General features: G+C 40.1%; 23 protein-coding genes. 8 read left to right on the forward strand and 15 right to left on the reverse strand.

What is annotated here, in order from left to right:
- Window positions 1–4: 4 nt before the first annotated feature.
- Window positions 5–922 carry a glycosyltransferase family 2 protein gene (locus tag QUE86_RS15960; protein ID WP_167657646.1) on the forward strand — a complete coding sequence of 306 codons (918 nt, stop codon included), beginning with the start codon at window positions 5–7 and terminating at the stop codon, window positions 920–922.
- Window positions 919–1,323, forward strand: a complete 405-nt coding sequence (locus tag QUE86_RS15965; protein WP_250660910.1) for a response regulator — start codon at window positions 919–921, stop codon at window positions 1,321–1,323. Before QUE86_RS15960 ends, QUE86_RS15965 begins: the two co-directional genes overlap by 4 nt.
- On the opposite strand, the gene QUE86_RS15970 is transcribed toward QUE86_RS15965, so the two are convergent.
- The 4 genes from QUE86_RS15970 to QUE86_RS15985 all read right to left on the reverse strand — a co-directional run bounded on the left by QUE86_RS15970 (window position 1,296) and on the right by QUE86_RS15985 (window position 4,463).
- The gene (locus QUE86_RS15970; protein ID WP_286258420.1) at window positions 1,296–2,210 is read right to left on the reverse strand and encodes an endonuclease/exonuclease/phosphatase family protein; all 915 of its coding nucleotides are present in this window, start codon (window positions 2,208–2,210) and stop codon (window positions 1,296–1,298) included. The genes QUE86_RS15965 and QUE86_RS15970 overlap by 28 nt on opposite strands.
- A gap of 144 nt (window positions 2,211–2,354) precedes the next feature.
- On the reverse strand, window positions 2,355–2,789 hold the full coding sequence (locus tag QUE86_RS15975; RefSeq protein WP_063705312.1) for an acyl-CoA thioesterase: 435 nt from the start codon (window positions 2,787–2,789) through the stop codon (window positions 2,355–2,357).
- A 5-nt stretch (window positions 2,790–2,794) separates the two neighbouring features.
- Window positions 2,795–3,613 (reverse strand): M23 family metallopeptidase, encoded by an 819-nt coding sequence (locus QUE86_RS15980; protein WP_286258428.1) that lies wholly within the window; start codon window positions 3,611–3,613, stop codon window positions 2,795–2,797.
- The gene (locus QUE86_RS15985) at window positions 3,606–4,463 is read right to left on the reverse strand and encodes a 6-carboxytetrahydropterin synthase (protein WP_130051477.1); all 858 of its coding nucleotides are present in this window, start codon (window positions 4,461–4,463) and stop codon (window positions 3,606–3,608) included. Before QUE86_RS15985 ends, QUE86_RS15980 begins: the two co-directional genes overlap by 8 nt.
- A 207-nt stretch (window positions 4,464–4,670) precedes the next feature.
- Between QUE86_RS15985 and fabA the strand changes: the two genes are divergently transcribed.
- Window positions 4,671–5,186 carry a bifunctional 3-hydroxydecanoyl-ACP dehydratase/trans-2-decenoyl-ACP isomerase gene (fabA, locus tag QUE86_RS15990; RefSeq protein WP_130051476.1) on the forward strand — a complete coding sequence of 172 codons (516 nt, stop codon included), beginning with the start codon at window positions 4,671–4,673 and terminating at the stop codon, window positions 5,184–5,186.
- Window positions 5,187–5,264: 78 nt separating this feature from the next.
- Here the strand turns inward: fabA and rmf are convergent, their stop codons facing one another.
- On the reverse strand, window positions 5,265–5,435 hold the full coding sequence (gene rmf, locus QUE86_RS15995; protein ID WP_036968408.1) for a ribosome modulation factor: 171 nt from the start codon (window positions 5,433–5,435) through the stop codon (window positions 5,265–5,267).
- 374 nt (window positions 5,436–5,809) lie between these two features.
- On the opposite strand from rmf, the gene acuR reads away from it, so the two are divergent.
- The 4 genes from acuR (at window position 5,810) to gloA (ending at window position 8,729) form a co-directional block, all read left to right on the forward strand.
- Window positions 5,810–6,442 (forward strand): acrylate utilization transcriptional regulator AcuR, encoded by a 633-nt coding sequence (gene acuR / locus QUE86_RS16000; RefSeq protein ID WP_286258431.1) that lies wholly within the window; start codon window positions 5,810–5,812, stop codon window positions 6,440–6,442.
- Between the two features lie 60 nt (window positions 6,443–6,502).
- Complete coding sequence (acuI, locus tag QUE86_RS16005; protein WP_130051474.1) at window positions 6,503–7,495, forward strand: acrylyl-CoA reductase (NADPH); 993 nt, start codon at window positions 6,503–6,505, stop codon at window positions 7,493–7,495.
- Between the two features lie 90 nt (window positions 7,496–7,585).
- Window positions 7,586–8,002, forward strand: coding sequence for a VF530 family protein (locus QUE86_RS16010; protein WP_130051473.1), 417 nt, complete (start codon window positions 7,586–7,588; stop codon window positions 8,000–8,002).
- Between the two features lie 196 nt (window positions 8,003–8,198).
- Window positions 8,199–8,729, forward strand: coding sequence for a lactoylglutathione lyase (gene gloA, locus QUE86_RS16015; protein WP_130051472.1), 531 nt, complete (start codon window positions 8,199–8,201; stop codon window positions 8,727–8,729).
- Between the two features lie 73 nt (window positions 8,730–8,802).
- Here gloA and QUE86_RS16020 read toward each other — a convergent pair whose 3' ends face one another.
- From QUE86_RS16020 to QUE86_RS16065, 10 genes are all read right to left on the reverse strand, one after another.
- A complete protein-coding gene (locus QUE86_RS16020) occupies window positions 8,803–9,015 on the reverse strand; it encodes a CPXCG motif-containing cysteine-rich protein (RefSeq protein WP_130051471.1) in 213 nt (70 codons plus the stop codon).
- Window positions 9,016–9,418: 403 nt separating this feature from the next.
- Window positions 9,419–11,242, reverse strand: a complete 1,824-nt coding sequence (locus QUE86_RS16025; protein WP_167657640.1) for a protein kinase domain-containing protein — start codon at window positions 11,240–11,242, stop codon at window positions 9,419–9,421.
- A 55-nt stretch (window positions 11,243–11,297) separates the two neighbouring features.
- Entirely contained in the window at window positions 11,298–11,786 is a 489-nt protein-coding gene (locus tag QUE86_RS16030; protein ID WP_167657639.1) for a hypothetical protein, read from the reverse strand.
- Window positions 11,787–11,894: 108 nt separating this feature from the next.
- Complete coding sequence (locus QUE86_RS16035; RefSeq protein WP_130051468.1) at window positions 11,895–12,656, reverse strand: SDR family oxidoreductase; 762 nt, start codon at window positions 12,654–12,656, stop codon at window positions 11,895–11,897.
- 9 nt (window positions 12,657–12,665) lie between these two features.
- Window positions 12,666–13,556 carry a 3-hydroxyisobutyrate dehydrogenase gene (gene mmsB / locus QUE86_RS16040; RefSeq protein WP_286258438.1) on the reverse strand — a complete coding sequence of 297 codons (891 nt, stop codon included), beginning with the start codon at window positions 13,554–13,556 and terminating at the stop codon, window positions 12,666–12,668.
- A gap of 17 nt (window positions 13,557–13,573) precedes the next feature.
- Window positions 13,574–14,716 (reverse strand): enoyl-CoA hydratase/isomerase family protein, encoded by a 1,143-nt coding sequence (locus QUE86_RS16045; protein WP_286258441.1) that lies wholly within the window; start codon window positions 14,714–14,716, stop codon window positions 13,574–13,576.
- Complete coding sequence (locus QUE86_RS16050; protein WP_178926990.1) at window positions 14,716–15,495, reverse strand: enoyl-CoA hydratase; 780 nt, start codon at window positions 15,493–15,495, stop codon at window positions 14,716–14,718. The genes QUE86_RS16045 and QUE86_RS16050 overlap by 1 nt, the downstream gene beginning before the upstream one ends.
- Window positions 15,496–15,505: 10 nt before the next feature.
- A complete protein-coding gene (locus QUE86_RS16055; RefSeq protein WP_286258442.1) occupies window positions 15,506–16,663 on the reverse strand; it encodes an acyl-CoA dehydrogenase family protein in 1,158 nt (385 codons plus the stop codon).
- 269 nt (window positions 16,664–16,932) lie between these two features.
- Window positions 16,933–18,423 carry a CoA-acylating methylmalonate-semialdehyde dehydrogenase gene (locus QUE86_RS16060; RefSeq protein WP_286258443.1) on the reverse strand — a complete coding sequence of 497 codons (1,491 nt, stop codon included), beginning with the start codon at window positions 18,421–18,423 and terminating at the stop codon, window positions 16,933–16,935.
- Window positions 18,424–18,515: 92 nt separating this feature from the next.
- Window positions 18,516–19,697 (reverse strand): thiolase family protein, encoded by a 1,182-nt coding sequence (locus tag QUE86_RS16065; protein WP_217876669.1) that lies wholly within the window; start codon window positions 19,695–19,697, stop codon window positions 18,516–18,518.
- 341 nt (window positions 19,698–20,038) lie between these two features.
- On the opposite strand from QUE86_RS16065, the gene QUE86_RS16070 reads away from it, so the two are divergent.
- Window positions 20,039–20,473, forward strand: a complete 435-nt coding sequence (locus QUE86_RS16070) for a MerR family transcriptional regulator (protein ID WP_054553803.1) — start codon at window positions 20,039–20,041, stop codon at window positions 20,471–20,473.
- The last annotated feature ends 29 nt before the right edge of the window (window positions 20,474–20,502 follow it).

Raw genomic sequence — 20,502 nt, forward strand, 5'->3', positions numbered from 1 at the left:
TATTATGAACAGCCAAGTCAGTATTATCATTCCTAACTACAACTGTTTGCAGTATCTAGATACCTGTATTAACAGCATTTACCAGCAAAAAAATGTAAATTTTGAAATCATTATTGTTGATGATGGCTCTACAGATGGCAGCAAAGAATACCTTGAGCAACTAGCTGCTGACAAAAGTGAAGTACGCATCTTTAGCCAACAAAGAAAAGGGGTTGTCGCTGCTCGTAACCTGGCAATTACGCAAGCAAAGTCAGAGTACTTAGCTTTTTTAGATGCCGATGATTATTGGTCAGCAGATAAACTTGCAGCTCAGTTATCATTTCATAAAAAACACCCAGATTGCGTGTTAAGTTTTACTGACTACATGCATTTTAATGAAAAGAACGAAGATATAATTGGCTGTTTTGATTACTGGCCTGAGTTTAAATGCAATGAAGAAAACACAGACTTCCAATTTCTTGATAATCCAATAAGCCAAATGATCACCACCAACATTGTTGGCACTTCGTCGGTCATGGTTAAGCGCTCTGCCATTGTTGAGGTGGGTGGTTTTGATAATAAGTTAAGTAGCGCTACCGATTTAGATTGCTGGTTAAAAATAGCTAAAAAAGGTTATGTAGGTTATTCAACCCTGTGTGCAATGCACTATCTAATGCGTGCTAACTCTATAACATCAAATAGAGAAAATAGATTAGCAGCGATGGTCGAAATTATTAATCGTAACCAATCTGTTGTATCAAACAATGAACGAAAAAAAATTAAAGCACGATTAAGTGAATGCTATGGCGAGTTCTACCGTGAACTTGGTCAGTATTCAAAAGCACTTATGTATTCAAACAGAGCCTTTTGGCTATTCCCTCATAAACGAAACTTTAAACATATGCTGTATGACTTGAAGCACTTATTTGGAGCGCATTCATGAAAAAAAACATTGTAATCATCGATGATGATGAAGCAATTTTACGTTCGCTAAAACGGTTATTAGGTACTAACAACCATGTAATTTGTTTCAGCGACCCTCTATCGGCAATTGAGTATGCGAAAAAGAACCCAATTAGTTTAGTCATTTGTGATTTGCTTATGCCTGCAATCAGTGGTTTTGCTGTTTTAGAGGATATTAAATTGCTACAGCCGAACTGCTCTCGCCTTTTGATTACTGGCTATGCAGAGCTAGAAGCTTCTAAAAGTGCACTTAACAATAATATAGCTAATATGATTACCGCAAAACCTTGGGATAACTTTGAGCTAACTATGCTAGTTGATATATTAATTGAAAATAGTCACCTTAAATTTAATCAATGCGTAGAAAATGTGAGTTCATAGTGCAGCAGTTTGTGGTCGCTGCCGTTTACTGAGTTAACACCAACATTAGATAAAGAAACATCTTCACTCACTAAACAATGATCTATTGGTAAACCCAAAACTTTTAAATCACTTCGCTGATTATTGAAAGACCAACTTGTATAAAAACCTGCGCGATTAAAGCAACTGCTTTTAGTCTTTATAAAGTACCGTGACCAAGGTACTGTATTAAAATCACCGGCAACTAACCAACTCCCTTTCAAGTTTTTAATTTCATTACTAACTTCACTTAATACCCTATTTCTCTGACTCCATAAAGTATGAGTTCTAGGTGATGGAGGATGAAAAAAAACACTATTTAACATAATGTTATTGTACAAGAAACTAAGTTTTACATAGCCAAGTTTAGGATTATCAAAGCGTTTAATTTGCTTTTGCACAATAGGTAGCTTGGAGATAACAAGAATGCCAAATGGTGCCCCTTCAACTTCAGCATAACCAAACAAATGATATTGCGTGTTGAGTTCATAAAGCACATGTCGCTGCGTATCATTAAACTCAAACAGTACCAAGATATCATTTTGCGTACCTAAAAATTGACTGTCGATGATCTGTGCTAAGTTAGGATTGCTATATTGCAAATTTACTTGTGCGATTTTGATATCGGAATTTTTAACAGCTTCAGATGATGAGTAAGGTTTAAAGTGAAATAGAACTAAGCCAATACTTAATAAAACTAAACAAAAAGAAAGCTTTTTACTCCATAACAATAAAAGTATTGCAGGTAATAAGCTACATATAATCAGCACGCCCCGCAAAGCGCCTGCTAAATCAAACAGGTAACCTTCGAGTTGATTAAAAGCCAACAATATAATTAATATATAAATAACCAGTAATATTAAACGCATCGCACTCCCCCCTTTGATTACTTATAGCTGCATATTTTGTTCCTTGCTGATAGATTCATATAACATAACTAGTATGATGTGTTCTTTAACGGTAAAAAATTAAGCACCCGAAGGTGCTTAATTCACTTTAAACTGCAGTAAGTCTTATTCGAAACCGTTAATCATTTTATCGCAAACTACCGGAGTTGGTCTGTGGTTATCATCAACAGCAACAAACGTAAAGCTACCTGAAATAGCTAAGTGCTTGTCATCTTTGTGCATTCTTTCTAAAAAGATTTCAACGTCTACTTTAAGGCTGGTATTACCTACATGTACAACTTTAGAGATAAGCTCTGCGAATGTACCAGCCGGAATGGCTTCTTTAAAATCTACACGGTCAGACGAAATCGTTACAAGTGGCTTACGACAAAAACGTGTAGCAGCAATAAACGCTACTTCATCCATCCACGCCAACGCGTCACCGCCAAATAAAGTATTGTGGTGGTTGGTACGGCCAGGAAAAACAGTTTTTGTTACTGATGTTGTTGAGTCAGCAATACGCTTTGCAATAATAGCGTCACGATCGATTTGTTGTGTCATAGTCTCTACTTTTTATTAGCTAATGTATCTTGCATCATTAGCGCAGGGTCAAGGCGTTCATTCTTCCAATTAAAACGCCAGTCTAAATGAGGGCCGGTTACTCGACCAGTCGCGCCGATCTCAGCAATTTTATCGCCACGCTTAATTTCATCCCCTACTTTTACATCTAATTTGCTTAAATGGATGTAAGTAGAGGTAACGCCATGGCCATGGTCAAGAATTAAAGTACCACCAGAGTAATATAAGTCAGCATCAGCAAAAACCACTGTGCCGCTGACTGGGGCATACACTGGACTACCCGTTTTATTGGCAATGTCTAATCCAAAGTGTGGTCGACGTGGTTCACCATTAAAGTAGCGCTGGCTACCATAAACACCAGAAATTCGGCCAACTGCAGGCTTATAAACGGGATCTAAAAAATAACGTAAATCAGAATTAACTTGTCTAGCTTTACGTACAGCTACAGCTTCACGGCTAATACGTTCAGACACTTCTTTAGGGGGCGAAACATATTTTTTTGCTACACCGGTGATTTTATCAATTTTGTAATCACGCTTAGTGATTACAATAGCTTGTTCGTGGCTTACACCTGCCCTATCAACCCAAGAAAGGCTATGATTTGTCTTAGCATCACGACCAAAGCCGAAAACAAACTCACCATTTGTTGAAAGCTTAAGATGCTCACCATTTAAGCTAACACTTTTAGCACCTTCAATCTGGCCAGTCACTAAACCGCCTTGAGTTAAATGTCCTTTTAATTCAACAGCACTTGCAGTTAAAGAAAACAATCCTGCAAATGCTGCTATTAGTAATCCTTTACGCATAACTTATAGACCCCTTGCCAACCCCTTCATAAGCTGTAATTTTTACTTCTGATTCAGGGTATTGGTTTTTAACTTGTGAACTTAAGTAGTCTGCAATGCACTCAACCGTAGTATCGCAAGGTAAAATGTCGCAGCGTGACTTATCAATCGCCATTTCAAAATAGCCTTGCTGTGATGTATAAGCAAAACATACATCGTTATCTTGTGCTGTTACATGCTTAAGGTCTGATTTATTAATTTCATCTTCAGCTGTTGCTAAATAAATGTCTTCCCATTTATCTGCCCACTCTTTTTGTAAGCGAGGCATAGCCATACCATCAAGGCTAATACCAATTTGTGAGCGATGACCATGAATAATACGCTGACAATTACCATCGTGCTTTTTAAGACCGTGACTATAGTGATAGTAAAAGCTTTGGCTGTGCTCTGGGTATAAATTAATTTCAATCTTTTCAATGTTGCTAGGTAACTCAGGCATAATAGTTTTAATTAAAAACTCAGTTACCGATTTTTCATCTACAATATCAGCATCAATTAAACAAAATGCTTGATTTGGAGCACTCATAGCTAAGTGGTAATTATCACCAAAGTGACAATCTAACACGCTGTGATCAGCATGCTTTATAATTGAACCGTTTAGACTGTTAGGCACAGCAAGTTTATGGTCGATACAGTTATCAATAATGCCCTTAATCTGTTTTTTGACTAAACCAAAATCAAGGACCATCGACTCATCATTTAATTGACCGTGCAGAGTTAAATCCACAATCCAGCTCTCGCCAACTGCGCCGCGTTTATTACACAAGTAAGAAAAATCAATCACTGTTAGTGAGTTTACAAAAAGGATCATAAATTTCCTTTAGACTGGTTAAAGAATCACAGCAATTATAATGATTTTTACTTCACAATGCGCGGTTTTATCTACCTTTATCAGCGACACTTTAATTAAATGGTCATAAAACAAGCGAAAAATAGCAAAAAATTAACTGCTCCGAGTTGTTTAGCGTACAAGTGTACGCTAAAGTACGGGGCAATTTCTAAGCGATGAATAAGAGTTATGGAACCTAAAAACAGCTATACAAAAGAAGAATTGGTCCTTTGTGGTCAAGGTGAAATGTTCGGTGAAGGCAACTGTCGTTTACCAAGTGACAACATGCTAATGATGGACCGCATTATCTCTATCACTGCTGACGGTGGTGAGCACGGTAAAGGTCAGATCGTTGCAGAACTAGATATCAACCCTGATCTTTGGTTCTTCGACTGTCACTTTAAAGGTGACCCGGTAATGCCAGGTTGTCTAGGCCTAGATGCAATGTGGCAATTAGTTGGTTTCTTCCTTGGTTGGTCAGGTGGCCCGGGTCTTGGTCGTGCACTTGGTGTAGGTGAAGTTAAGTTCACAGGTCAAATCTTACCAACTGCTACAAAAGTAACCTATCGATTAGACATGAAACGTGTAATTAAACGTAAATTATTCATGGGTATGGCTGATGGTACTGTTGAAGTCGATGGCCGCGTTATTTATGAAGCAAAAGATCTAAAAGTAGGTCTTTTCCAAGATACATCTGCGTTTTAATCTTTAATTTAAGATACAAAATAGCAGGTACAAAAAAGCCCCTTGATGGGGCTTTTTTGCGTGAATAAGGTGCCTATATTAAGTTTTGAACATATTACGGTTTTCAATGGCCTCTCGCCAGCCACCCAACCATTCAGATTTAGGGTCGATTTGTTGATAAGGGCATTGTTCTTTTGAACGGCCTGCCAAGCCTGCTTTATAACCTTGAGAATGAGCTCTTTCTAAACGATCTCTTTTCTGTCTCTTCATAGGTAATATCCTCACCTTTTATATTTATAGATATGTAGCGAAATTGACATCTACATTTAATGAATAGTTAATAAAACTGTTAAATTCAAATGGCAAAAAACAATTAAATAGTTTGACAATAACTAACATGCTGATGCTCAAATGAATTAACATTTAAAATGACTAAGTGGTCGTACCTCTTCATCTAAAACGACCTATAAATACACTTAAATTCAGCTAAACACGATACAGCTCTTTTTAGCCTCCTAAATTATGACCAACACTTTTTTAGCAAAGTTCCCATTTAAATTGTAATCATGACAAATTTATGATGATTACAATTTAGTCAAATTAATTCTTGCATATTAAAAACCGATCGGTCTAATATAGTCGTCATGGAAAAACATAGCAAAGTGCCAAGCCGTCGCGGCAGGCCACCCAAAATAGCGCGTTCAAATGCAGATACTCGTGCCCTATTAATTAATACGGGCTTAGCTGTATTGACCGAAAAAGGCTTTAGCGCAACAGGCATTGATTTAATTTTAAAATCGGCTCAAGTGCCTAAAGGGTCTTTTTATCATTATTTCAAAAGTAAAAATGATTTTGGCTTAGCACTCATCGATGCTTATGACAATTATTTTCAAGCAAAGTTAAAACGCCATTTAATAAACGAAGCTACAACACCTCTTGAGAGAATTGTGCTGTTTGCAAATGATGCTAAACAAGGGATGGCAAAATTTGAATTTACACGTGGGTGCTTAATTGGCAATTTAAACCAAGAACTCAGTTACCTTGATGATTTCATGATTGAACGCATCAAAAAGGCTTACAATAGCTGGCAAGCATTAATTGAACAGTGCTTACTTGACGCAAAAAAGCTAAAACAAATACCCCAAGCATCAGATTGTAAGATGCTTGCTGAATTTTTTTGGATTGGCTGGGAGGGTGCAGTAATGCGCTCTAAACTTGATAAATCAAGTGAACCGCTTACCCTTTATACAGCACAATTTTTACGCTTAATTTTATAAAGCCGTTTTAAACGGTTTTATTTTAACCATTAAAAGACGATCGGTCTAAAAGGAGTCAACATGACAACATCAGTAAAATCGGTAGTTATAAACAAAGATGATCAAGGCTATCATGCCGAGTACACAGACTTTCCCGTAGAAAATATCCACCAGCACGATGTAAATATTGATGTTGACTACAGTACGTTAAATTACAAAGACGCTTTAGCTATCACTGGTAAAGGCCCAGTAGTAAGAACATTTCCAATGATCCCAGGCATCGACCTTGCTGGCACTGTTAGCGAATCTAACAGTGATGAATTTAAAGTAGGGGATAAAGTATTATTAAATGGATTTGGGGTTGGTGAAAAATACCTAGGCGGTCTTAGCGAAAAAGCATCAATGAGTAGTGATTGGCTGATCCCCCTACCCGCTAACTTAACACCAAAGCAAGCAATGCAAATAGGAACGGCTGGTTATACAGCTATGCTAAGTATTATTGCTTTAGAAAAACAAGGTATCACGCCACAAAGTGGCGAAGTCCTTGTAACTGGTGGTAATGGTGGCGTGGGTAGTTTTGCTATCTATTTATTAAACAAGCTTGGCTTTGATGTTGTTGCTACAACAGGCCGCATGAATGAAGCACAGCACCTTGAAAAATTAGGTGCAAAACGTGTTTTATCGCGTGATGAATTTTCGTCACCGGGCAAACCACTAGCTAAAGAACAATTCGCTGGTGCAATTGATTCAGTAGGTAGCCACACACTTGCAAATGTTTGTGCATCAATAAAATATGGTGGTGTTGTAACAGCGTGTGGTTTAGCACAAGGCATGGACTTCCCAGCAACAGTCGCGCCGTTTATCCTTCGCGGTATAAGCCTTATGGGTATAGATAGTGTAATGCGTCCTAAAGAAGACCGCATTGAAGCATGGCAGCGTTTAAGCGAGCTTGTTGAAACACAATACCTAGATACCATATCGCAAGAAATTCCTCTTTCACAAGCGATAGCAAATGCAGAAGCGTTACTAAAAGGTGAAATTCGCGGCCGCGTTGTGGTTAATTGCAAAGAATAAGCTCGAAAACAAACATTCTTAGCAAGTTAGCTATAAAACTAGGGTAAAGGCAATTATACTTACCCTAGTTTTGTAATACCGGACAGTCTAATGAGTAATAAAGAAATTTTCAGCAACAACCCACTGCAAGGTGTTGGTATCGAGCAAGTCGTAACAGAGCTTGTCGAACAATATGGCTGGGAATTACTCCACGCCTATATGCGTCTAAACTGCTTTAAAAATAATCCTGATGTTAAATCTGCGGTTAAGTTTTTACGTAAAACCCAATGGGCACAAGAAAAAGTAGAAAACTTTTATTTGTATCGTCTTAAAAACTTACCACGCCCTGATGATGTAAACTATGAATTGCCACCTCGCGATCGTGTGATCCCTGCTGATCAAAAACCAGGTGATCCTTGTGAGTTAAGTTTTACCGACGCCAAACGCATTCATGCTAAAAAAGAAGCCAAGCAGCAAGCACGAGCACGTAAGCAGCGTTCAAATGCGAGTAACCCTTGGGGTAATTGATCGACAAAAGCTGTAAGTTTTATGCTATAAGTTGAAATGAGCCGCCTGTTGGGCGGTTTTTTTATATGAGTGAGTTAGTAAGTTAAGAATTGAAGTGCTACCTAAACACGTCAATAATATTTGTTATTAATTTAAGGGTAACCTGATTATGTTAGACTGATTGCATCATCAGTAATTTGAGTTAAAAAGGATGTGTATGTCTAACTACAACGAGTCACCTGAACAAATCGCAAACGCAACGCAAGATTACGTAATGCAACAAACAATGTTGCGAATTAAAGATCCAAAGCCATCTTTAGATTTCTACCAAAACGTTTTAGGTATGAAGTTACTGGGTAAATATGACTTCCCTAAAATGGAGTTTACGCTGTACTTTTTAGGTTATGAGCAAGACATGCCAACAGGCAGCGATAAAGAAAAAGCGCAGTGGGTATTTCGCCGCCCTGCTCTTATCGAGCTTACACATAATTGGGGCACAGAAAACGACGACAGCTTTGCTGGTTACCACAGTGGTAATGATGAACCAAAAGGCTTTGGTCATATCGGTATTAGCGTGCCAGACGTGTACGCAGCATGCGAGCGCTTTGCAAAATACGATGTTGAGTTTGTTAAAAAACCTGACGATGGCTCAATGAAAGGCTTAGCCTTTATTAAAGACCCAGATGGCTATTGGATAGAGATACTCTCAGCTGAAGGGATCACTGAGATAATTGAAGAGCATAAGTAAAAGTCACTCACTCATAAACCTGCTATTTAGCAGGTTTTATATTTCATAACTTAGAATTCTTACAATCTAATTTCTAAAAATTAGAAAAACCACTACTTTCATCATCACTTGATACTGTAACTGAAAGCTCTTGATCTATGCTTTCAAAAACTAAAAAGTTTATTGGCTTACAACAAACCTGACAATCTTCGATGTACTGCTGATCCAAGTCTGCTGGATCTAGCAAGATTTCTATTTGCTCACCACAATAAGGACAAGTAATCCTTTTCTCTGTTAATTGATTCATCAGTTATGTTCCTTATTATTGAGATTACTGTTAGTAATTTTTATTTAAATAAATTCAAACATGTAATTATTAGGTTGTATCAAAAAGCTCATGGCACTTAGGAAGATATCCCCAAACCCTTATAGTTGTTTTGCCTTTTTCGTAAGATAAACCTATCTTATCTTAAAGCTCAGTTAACCTCTGAGAATTATCATGCTCTTTTATAGATTGATTCCCTCTGACGTCTACCACTTCATCTATAAAGCACAAATCTAGCCACCGAACACCTATAAAAGGAAATGGTAAATGATAGTACTACTTACAATCCCATTCTGATATGTGCCCAGTTACCCATTTTGAACGAAAAGGTGGTTGCCAATTTTGTCTTTCTCACTAGCCGATGTATAAGCCAAAGGCAGAAGGCTCAGATGTCTAACACTCTTTTTGGATCTCGCGGATAAAACTCATCAGGCTGTTTAGTGCACAAATCAAATTCACGGGTATTTTTGTAAGGTAGCTTCATAAAGCCTGCCACACCGACATCAGTGATATTGACAGCATATTGCATAAGCTTGCTTAATAAGCGTTTAAATTCAGGCTCTTTACTGGCATCAAGCAAACGATAGTAATGATGTATTTTCATCCTATCAGGTAAGGCTTCAAAAATTATACAGCCAGTATGGTGTATTTGGTTTAGCTCAAATACGCACTTAATGACCTTTTTCGGGAGCTGTAACTGCTCATCAGGGTCTTTACCATCTTCAAAGTAAGAATGCGGTCTGGTTACGTCTGAGGCTTGTAAATCCATTACTTCATAATCAAGCTCAGGTAAATGCTCAAACTTAAATGCACCGGTGCCATCCCGTTCCAGCTGAATGGTTTTACGTGCATCAAACAGGCAACATTTAAAGAGACCTTTTTGTTCAATTCCCTGCGCCAACATCACAGTGTTGTTTATGGCATCGGTAAACGCAGTGCCAAGTGTTTCATCATGCAGAATAAGTGAAGACTCAACAAACAGGGAGTTTTCTTTCCAATGAAAGCTCAAGCCCCCTACTACCGGGTATTTAGCTAAACGGCTTATTGATGCCAGAAAAGCTTTTTCGGTGTCGCCGGTATCAAATAAAAACTCTTTGTAGTATCTATCGAGCTGAGCGTCATTTACATCAAGTAATTGTTGATTGTGGTCGGCTTGCCTTAAAAATTGCTTACGTGAGCTGTAAACCACCGTATCTGGGTGCTCATCAAACTCACTAAACCAATAAGGAATATAAGGGCGAATGACTTTACGAGGTAGCTCAGGTAGGTAAGCTTTAGCCATTGTAGGCATATTACGCATAAAATAATCACCCGCCCCATCGCGAGTGGCCTTATTTTTTGAAAGCATACCATCAATGACTCGGGCAAGCTCCATAGGTAAATTTAAGCTTGTAGCCGGAATAACCGCTGCACCAAATCGGCAAGATTGAGCTGAGGCTAATGCATAAAGGGTTGAGGCAACACCTTGTTCATCAAATCGTGGCGATGATTGTCCACCTGACATTTGCTCGTCACCAATAAAATACACATCACCCATACGTGCATTCGTGGTGCTTATATCAGCAGACATAAGATCCATAAAATTGCTGGCAACCGGATTCCCTTCAGCGTCTATTTGTGCATAAACAGAGCTGCCCCAGTCTACCAACGCCAATTTATTGGTTTGTTCATCATAAACAATATTAGAGGGTTTAATATCGCCATGCACAATTGGCTGTGGACTTAGACCATTTTTGTGTTCACGCAAATCTACAAGCACATTGCGTAGCCTAAGAGCCAGCGCCATGACTTTTGCTGCACTAAAACGCCCCTGTTTGATGGATATTTTTTCTAAGTCTTCACCTAGAGCGCGTTCCATCATTAAAATACCTTGCTTTTTAATGCGTTCAAAAGCATAAAATTTGGGCACCAGCGGGTTATTAACTTGCGAGAGCATGTAGGCTTCGTCTTCTAAACGGTCACGCACACTTTGCGCGAGGGTTATACGTGAAAACTTAAATACCCAAGGTAAGCCTTCATCATCAACACCCGCAAAAACAAATCCAAACGCTCCAGAACCAATCAATTCAACGTCACTGTAACCAAGCAAGGTCAGTTGTTTAATACAAATGTTAAGCCATTGGCGGTGCTTTTTAGCATCATGGTGAGACAGCAAGTAAACAGACTGTTCTTCATTGATATAAAAATTGCGGATTTGTTTGGGATTCACTGCATCTCTCAAAGTTAAGCGGCATTTAACCGCTTAATTATTGAATGCTAGACAGTTAATTACAAGGCTTTTGCTCTTCGATGATCCAGCCATGATTTTTAAAGACTAATTCTGAAAAAATTAAGATGGCGCCAGCAAGTAAAATAAGCTCGTTGAGTGATATGACTTCTGCCATGAATATCCATCCCAAAACAAAAAATGCTAAGGGATCGAGATACCTGAAATACCAAGCGACTTTTCGTGTTTTACCGTATGTGATTCTGTAGCGTTGTACTAATTCACCTTCACACTCTAATGATATAACAGCTGAGAACTTGAAGAAGGGTTTAACGCTTATACACAACTGACAGGATTTACCATCAATATTAAACTCATGAACAGATTTTGTTTTAAAGTTACGTGATTCTGCTATTAATTCACCGTCTACTTTCAGAACTTCTTTACCTGAGTAAGCAGAACCCCAGTATTCAATTAAATGTTCACCCAGTTTGAAGTTAGCTTTAATTCCCTTGCTCATTGATACTGTAATGCCATGAGTGTTCATAAAAAATCTCCTTATAATTATGAAGTTAAGATACTTTAAAAATAAAAAAACGGCAAGCTAGGCTTACCGTTTTGGTACTTTCAATGGGTAAAGGGTTACCATTTAAAATTAAAGGCGAATACCGCCATCAATTTCAACAACACGACCCGTAAAGAAATCATTCTCTACAATGTATTGTGCTGTTTGGGCTATTTCTTCAGCTTCACCAAAACGACCGACAGGCGTTACCGCCATCATGCGTTGTTTTGCTTCTGGTTTCATCGCATCTGTCATCGCAGTGCGGATAACACCCGGTGCGATTGCACCAACACGAATATTAAAGCGACCTAACTCTTTCGCCCAACCTGTTGTCATCGCAACAACACCGGCTTTAGATGCAGCATAGTTTGTTTGGCCAATGTTACCAGCGCGTGCAACGCTAGACATATTAACGATAACGCCACCTTTGCCTGACTCAATCATGTGGCTCGCGGCTTCACGGCCTGCTAAAAATACACCGGTAAGATTCACATCAATCACTGATTGAAACTGAGCCAACGACATTTTATCAACCACTTTGCCTTCTTTCGCTTTAATAAACATACCATCGCGTAAGATACCTGCATTGTTAATTAACACACCGATATGGCCAAAGTCTTTGTTAATAGTATTAAACGTTGCTACAACAGCGTCTTCATCGGTCACATTGGCAGCATAAGCCATCACTTTTGTGCCATGTTTAGAAAGTGCAGATACTGCAGTATCAAGTACGTCTTGTTGCATATCGATAAGTGCAATGTTAGCACCAAGTGATGCAAATTTTTCGGCCATCGCAAAGCCTAAACCTTGCGCACCACCTGTAATTACGATGTTGTTGTTTTTAATTTCCACAACAAACTCCTACTTCGAGAATAATTTAAAAATAGCGCTAAAATCATCACTACCTGCACCTTGATGCTGAAGCATAGTGTATAAATTCTTCGCCATTGACCCCATTGGGGTAGATGAATTACTTTGTTGAGCCGCTTCCATAGCAAGGCCTAAATCTTTCGCCATTAAATCAACCATAAAGCCCGGTTTGTAATCATTACTTGCTGGTGCCGTTTCCATTACACCTGGGCATGGGTTGTAAAGTTCAAGTGTCCAGTTACGGCCAGAGCTTGCGGTCATGATGTCACTTAACACTTTTGGGTCGAGCCCATTGTTAATACCCATTTGCAGGGCTTCACTGGTACCTGCCATTAAAATGCTCAGTAGCATGTTGTTACAGATTTTTGCCACTTGGCCAGCGCCAATATCACCAGCATGGAAGATGTTTTTACCCATATCAACTAAAGCAAGCTTAGCTTTTTCAAAGTGGCTTTGCTCACCACCAACGATAAAGGTTAAAGTGCCTGCTGTTGCACCAGCAACACCACCTGATACCGGCGCATCAACAAAATCAATGCCTTTTTGAGCAAGTTCGCTGCCCACCTGACGCGCTGACTCTGCGTCAATGGTTGAGCAGTCAATGACTAAGGTTTTGCTATCAAGTAAGTTGATAAGACCCGTTTCACCTAAGTAAAGCGACTTAACATGCTTGCTTGCCGGAAGCATACTGATAAATATATCTGCACCAATGGCACACTCAGCCGCATCATTTGCAGCAACTGCACCTTTATCGGCAAGTTCACTTACTGCTGTTTTACTTAAGTCAAACACACGAACTGTGTGACCCGCATTAACAAGGTTTGCCGCCATCGGGCCACCCATGTTGCCTAAACCAATAAATCCTATTGTTAATTTAGCCATTTGTTTACCCCTTGGACTTAAGATGAAGTTAACGAATTGAGTGGATGAGTTTGCTCATCCCAGCGTGGTGTAAAGAAGCTATCTACAATTGCTTCGTCGATATCGCTAAGCGATTTAAACTGCCAGTTAGGTGCACCGTCTTTGTCGATTAATAGCGCACGGACCCCTTCTTGGAACTCGCCTACTTCGCCACAGCGTACCGACATGCCCAGTTCCATTTTGAAGCACTGTGCTAATGTCATCTCTTTTGAGTTTGCTAATTGACGTTCAACCAGCGCACAACTAAGCGGACAACCATGCGCTAATGACTTTTGCGCACGTGTGAGCCATTTGTCTTCGGTATCTAAACCTTGGATGTAGTCGATTTTGCCCTGCAATGAGTCAAATTCAGCCAACTTTTGAATAACCTCAAGATTATCCTTTACGTTTCCTTTAGGTACACGGCCTGAAATATTATCGATTGAGATTAAAATTTTAGTCAGCTTTTCGTGGTTTAATGAAGCCGTTTTGCCCCACTTTTCATCAGTGATAGCCGTTAACATAGCATCATATTTATCGGCAGTTGCATAGTGATCAGCAAGATTTACAAACAATGCATCTTCAGCATTGATAGACGCTGCAGTTAATCCTAAAAATAGACCAACTTGCTCAGGCATTTTATGTAAGAAATAACTGCCACCAACATCAGGGTATAAACCAATGGTAAGCTCAGGCATTGCAATACGAGAGGTTTCTGTTACCACGCGGTGACTTGCCCCTGCCATTAAACCTAAGCCGCCACCCATAACAATGCCATTACCCCAAAGTAAAATTGGTTTTTCATAGCAATGAATCAGATAGTCTAATTTATACTCAAGGGTAAAAAAATCTTCGATGTAATTAGCTGGCTCACCCGTGCTCATTGCTTTATGCAGGCTTACTACATCGCCACCGGCACAAAATGCTTTTTCGCCAGCACCTTTTAAAATAACCATGGCAACAGTGTCATCTTCAGCCCATTTTCTAAGCTGAGGCTCAAGCAGTTGGATCATGTCGTAATTTAAGGCGTTTAACGATTTTGGCGCATTGAGTGTAGCAATTGCAATGAGGCCACTTGCGGCCTCAGCAGTTTCAAACACCACAGGCGCATCTTGATGATTTAGTAGTGTTACATTAGTCATTAGCCATTTACCCAATTAGCTTTACGCTTTTCTAAGAACGCATTCACACCTTCTTTTTGGTCTTGCGTATCAAATAATTGTACAAATAACTCACGCTCTAGTGGCAATGCATGAGCCATCGGTTGTGTACGACCTTTTTGAATAAGCTCTTTACATGCAGTAACAGCAACCGGACTTTGCTCGCCAACTTGGTTAGCAAGTTTCATTGCCGCAGCTAAACTTTCGCCAGCGCCAACCACTTCTTCAACAAGGCCTATCTCGCGCGCTTTGTCTGCTTTTAGGCGCTCGCCACATAAGATCATGCGTTTTGCCCAGCCTTCACCTACAAGCCATGCAAGATTTTGCGTACCACCAGCACATGGCAGTAAGCCAACTTTTGCTTCTGGTAATGCCATTTGTGCTTGCTCTTCGGCAATACGAATGTCACAAGCAAGTGCAACTTCAAGGCCGCCGCCCATGGCATAGCCATTAATTGCCGCGATTGATACGCCACGGAAATTGGTTAGTGCTTCAAATGCATCACCAAACACTTTTGACATAGTTGCAGCTACACCTTTATCACCACTGGCAAACACGTTTAAATCGGCACCAGCGCTAAAGAACTTTTCACCTTGACCTGTGATCACTAATGCATACACATTTTTGTTGGCATTTAGCTCAGTCACAGTCTCTTTAAGTGCTGTTAATGTATCTTGTGTCCAGGTATTCGCTGGCGGGTTGTTCATGGTTAAAACCGCTACGTTACCTTCAATATTTAAATCAATCGATGGATTAGACATAGTATGCTCCTTATAGAATGTCGCCAGTTGACTCGGCTAAGATACGACGTGCGATAATCACACGCATGATTTCGTTTGTGCCTTCAAGTATTTGATGCACACGTACGTCTCTAAAATGACGCTCTAATGGGTATTCTTTGATGTAACCGTAACCACCGTGAATTTGCAGTGCATCATCACAGACTTTAAAACCAACATCTGTTGCAAAACGTTTTGCCATTGCACAATAAGTGGTTTTTTCGCTATCACCGGTATCTAGTTTAAATGCCGCTAAGCGAACCATTTGACGAGCCGCAACAAGTTCTGTGTTCATATCGGCAATTTTGAACTGTAATGCTTGGAAAGCAGCTAATGGCTTACCAAATTGCTCACGTTCTTTTAAGTATTCGCGTGCGGTGTTAAGTGCTGCTTGCGCTGTACCTAACGAACAGGTAGCAATATTAATACGACCCCCGTCTAAACCTTGCATTGCAAACTTAAAGCCTTCGCCTTCTTTGCCTAATAAGTTAGCCGCAGGAACTCTTACACCTTCAAAACTAATTAAGCGTGTTGGCTGGGCATTCCAGCCCATTTTTTCTTCAGCTTTACCGTATTCAATACCCGCTGCGTCAGCAGGAACAACAAATGCCGAAATACCTGCTGCGCCTTCGCCACCAGTGCGAGCCATAACAACGAGTAAGTCAGTCTCACCAGCACCCGAGATAAACATCTTAGAGCCTGAGATCACATACTCATCGCCCTCTTTTACTGCTTTAGTTTTTAGCGATGCCGCATCAGAGCCAGAGCCAGGCTCAGTTAAACAGTAAGAAGCAAGTAACTCACCCATCACTAATTGCTCACAGTACTGGGCTTTAACTTCATCAGTACCAAAGCTTGCAATCATCCACGTTGCCATATTATGAATGGTCAACATAGCGGTCGTTGCTGTACAACCCATGGCAAGCTGTTCAAAAATAATGCTTGAATCTAGGCGAGATAAACCTAAGCCACCCGCTTCTTCTGGGGTATATAAACCACAAAAGCCAAGCTCACCGGCTGCTTTTATCGTGTCTTTAGGGAAAATGTGTTCTTGGTCCCACTTAGCTGCGTATGGAGCAAGTTCAGACTCTGCAAACTGACGGGCTGTTTCAGCAAACGCTTGCTGATCTTCGGTTAAATTAAAGTCCATAGTAGACCTCTATTTTGTTGTCTTATTCTTGTGTGAATACCAACCCACAATAATACTTAAGTATTTTGAGGGATTAAATCTGTCGCTACCTGCGTTAAAAATTTTTCATTTAGAACAACTAAATAACGAAATTTTTGCCTTGTTATCAACTAGATTTATTTGCCTCAAAAATCTCACTTAATTAAGTGAGTTGGTATAACTCTTATTGTCGTTTAAATGTGTGTTCTTTGAGCGAGCGTGTGCTCGCTCAGCAGTAAATTAATTACGGCTTATTTAAGGTTGATACTCATGTTAGGACCTGAGGCGATATCATCCTCAAACCAACGTGAAGTAATTGTTTTCGTTTCTGTGTAAAAACGAATACCTTGCTTACCATAGGTGTGTTGATCACCGTAGAATGAGCCTTTCCAACCTGTGAAAGAGAAAAACGGTAGTGGCACAGGAATTGGCACATTGATACCAACTTGACCTACTTCGATTTCATGTTGGAATTTACGTGCAGCAGCGCCGCTTGATGTGAATAACGAAGTACCGTTACCGTAAGGCGAGTTATTGATAAGCTCAATCGCCTCCTCAAGAGTATCTACAAACATACAAGCCAATACAGGACCAAAGATCTCTTCTTTGTATAAATCCATCTCGGTTGTTACATCAGTAAATAGCGTTGGACCAACCCAGTTACCTTGCTCGTAACCTTCAACTGTGAAGTCAGAGCCATCAATTAAGCACGTTGCACCTTGTGCTTTACCACTTGCGATAAGTGATAAAATACGATCTTTAGCTGCTTTTGATGTTTGTGGACCGTAAGCCGCGTTAGCATCATCCCATACACCAGGGCGTACGTTTTCAAAGCCTGCTTTAATTTCATCAACCCAGTCTTTTGCTTGACCAACAAATACAGCAACCGAAATACCCATACAACGCTGACCTGCAGCACCTACTGACGCGCCAACTAAGTTATTAACAACATGCGCTTTACTCGCATCAGGCATAATAACCATATGGTTTTTTGCACCTACACAGGCTTGTACACGCTTAAGATTTGCAGTGCCTTTTGAATAGATGTATTCACCAACACCACACGAACCAACAAATGAAATAGCGCGCACTGCTGGATCTTCTAATAAACGGTCAACTTGTGGTTTTGTACCATGAACAACTTGTAACACCCCTTTTGGTGCACCCGCTTCAACAAATAGTTCAGCTAAACGCATTGGTGTTAGTGGATCTTGCTCAGATGGTTTCAGAATAAAGGTGTTACCACATACAATAGCCAGTGGGAACATCCATAATGGGATCATCGCAGGGAAATTAAATGGCGTAATACCCGCACATACACCTAACGGCTGCATGTAAGAATAGGTATCAATTTTACGGGCTACGTTTTCAATAGTTTCGCCCATCATCAGTGATGGAGCATTAGCTGCTTGCTCAACAACTTCAATACCACGCCAAACATCACCTTTGGCATCTTCAAATGTTTTACCCAGCTCATGACAAATAATCGTCGCAAGCTCGTCATGGTTTTCTTTTAGTAGTGCAGCGTACTTCATCATAATGCGCGCACGCTCAGAAATTGGCACTTCTTTCCAAGTTTTAAAAGTTTCTTTAGCAGATTCAATGGCTGCATCCATTTCTGCATCTGTTGCACACGGGACTTGAGCTAACACTTCTTGGTTTGCAGGATTGATAACATCAATCAGCTGCGTTGAACTTGATTGGGTAAATTCGCCGTTGATAAATAAAGGTACTTGGTGCATGAGGCACTCCTCCCCAGTGGGTATAAAGAGGCCGCAACATGATAGTTTTTAAAATACGTTGCGGCTGTGAGAGATTAAGTTCGAAAACGTAATTAAATTGCTTCGACTGCCATAGCAACAGCTTCACCACCACCGATACACAGTGAGGCAACACCTTTGCTAAGACCACGATTCTTTAATGCATGAATTAACGTTACTAAGATACGCGCGCCACTGGCACCAATTGGGTGGCCGAGTGCACAAGCACCGCCATTGACATTTACTTTGCTTTCATCAAGTTTTAACTCGTTAATTGCAAGCATAGTCACCATCGCAAAGGCTTCATTGATTTCCCATAAATCAACATCATTAACAGACCAACCTGCTTTTTCTAAAAGCGATTGCATAGCGCCAACCGGTGCTAGCGTAAATTCGCTAGGTGCTTGTGAATGTGTGCTGTGAGCAACGATACGACAAAGTGGTGTTAAACCTTGTGCTTTAGCATCTGATTCACGCATTAACACAAGCGCTGCTGCACCATCAGAAATTGATGAAGAGTTTGCAGCTGTGATAGTGCCGTCTTTTTTGAATGCAGGACGTAAACCAGGGATTTTATCAGGACGTGCATTACCTGGTTGCTCATCAATCGCAACAGTCACATCACCTTTACGCGTAGAGATAGTATGCGCTGCAATCTCGTTCGCAAATGCGCCGGTTTCAATCGCGCTATTTGCTTTAGTCAGTGAGTTAAGCGCAAAATTATCCATTTGTTCACGACCAATTGAATACTGATCGGCAGTGTCTTGAGCAAAACAACCCATTGCTTTGTTGTCGTAAGCATCTTCAAGGCCATCACACATCATGTGATCTTTTACTTCACCATGACCCATACGCATACCTGAACGTGCATTCGGTAACATATAAGGCGCGTTACTCATGCTCTCCATGCCACCAGCAACCGCTGAGTTGATAGAGCCTGATTTAATTAAGTCATGGGCAAACATCGCAGCCTTTAAGCCAGAGCCACACACTTTATTAATTGTTGTTGCACCAGTACCTTGATTAAGGCCCGCTTTTAACATCGCTTGGCGCGCAGGTGCTTGACCAAGACCAGCTGGTAATACACAACCCATAATTACTTCATCAATCTTATCGGCTGATAAACCGGCTTGCTCTAAGCTACTTTTAATAGCTGTAGCACCTAAATCAGTTGCGTGTGCACCACTTAGTGCGCCCATAAAACCACCCATAGGGGTACGTTTTGCGGCAACAATAACAACGGCTTCAGTAGTCATAATTGGCTCCATGTAAGTGGTTATCATCATGTGTTCAAATCATGTGTAACCAAACAGTTAATTTGTTATAGTTTAAATTCGATTTAATTCAGCATACATAATATTTACGTTTACGCCAACGTAAATCTAAAATCAACTTTTTTGCGGTCGCTAAAACTGTAAACTTATCTGTATTTTGTTGTATTAAAAATCGAACATCTGCTTACAAGGCTAGATAAATTAGGCTTTTCAACAAATCCAACCAGTTATCTTTATAAGTCTAAAGTATAACTCCCAAATCACCCTTTACCTTTACGTAAACTTCACTTATATTGGTGTTATTCGAATGAGGTAAATAAATCATGAAACAAGACAATCAAACAAACTTCGAAAGCGCAGCAGTTGAACCTGCTAGCAATGAGCAAACGTTTAGTATCAGCGAACTAGCAAAAGAATTTGATATTACAACCCGCTCTATCCGCTTTTATGAAGACCAAGGGCTGATCTCACCTGATCGCAATGGTCAAACCCGTATTTATTCAAAACGCGACAAAGTAAGGCTAAAACTTATTCTACGCGGTAAACGCTTAGGTTTTACCTTGGCTGAAACGGGCCGTTTGTTTGAACTTTACGATGCAGATAAATCAAGTGCAAAACAGCTTGTGACTATGCTTGACCTTATCGCAGAGAAAAAAGCGGACCTAAGCCAACAAATGGACGACATTAAAGTCGTACTGATGGAATTGGTTACAGCAGAACGTCGCTGTCGTGAAACCCTTAATAATTTAGACGAATAACCTGACAACAATCTCGTCAACAGACTCTC

This window comes from Pseudoalteromonas apostichopi (assembly GCF_030297135.1).
Classification (GTDB): domain Bacteria; phylum Pseudomonadota; class Gammaproteobacteria; order Enterobacterales; family Alteromonadaceae; genus Pseudoalteromonas; species Pseudoalteromonas apostichopi.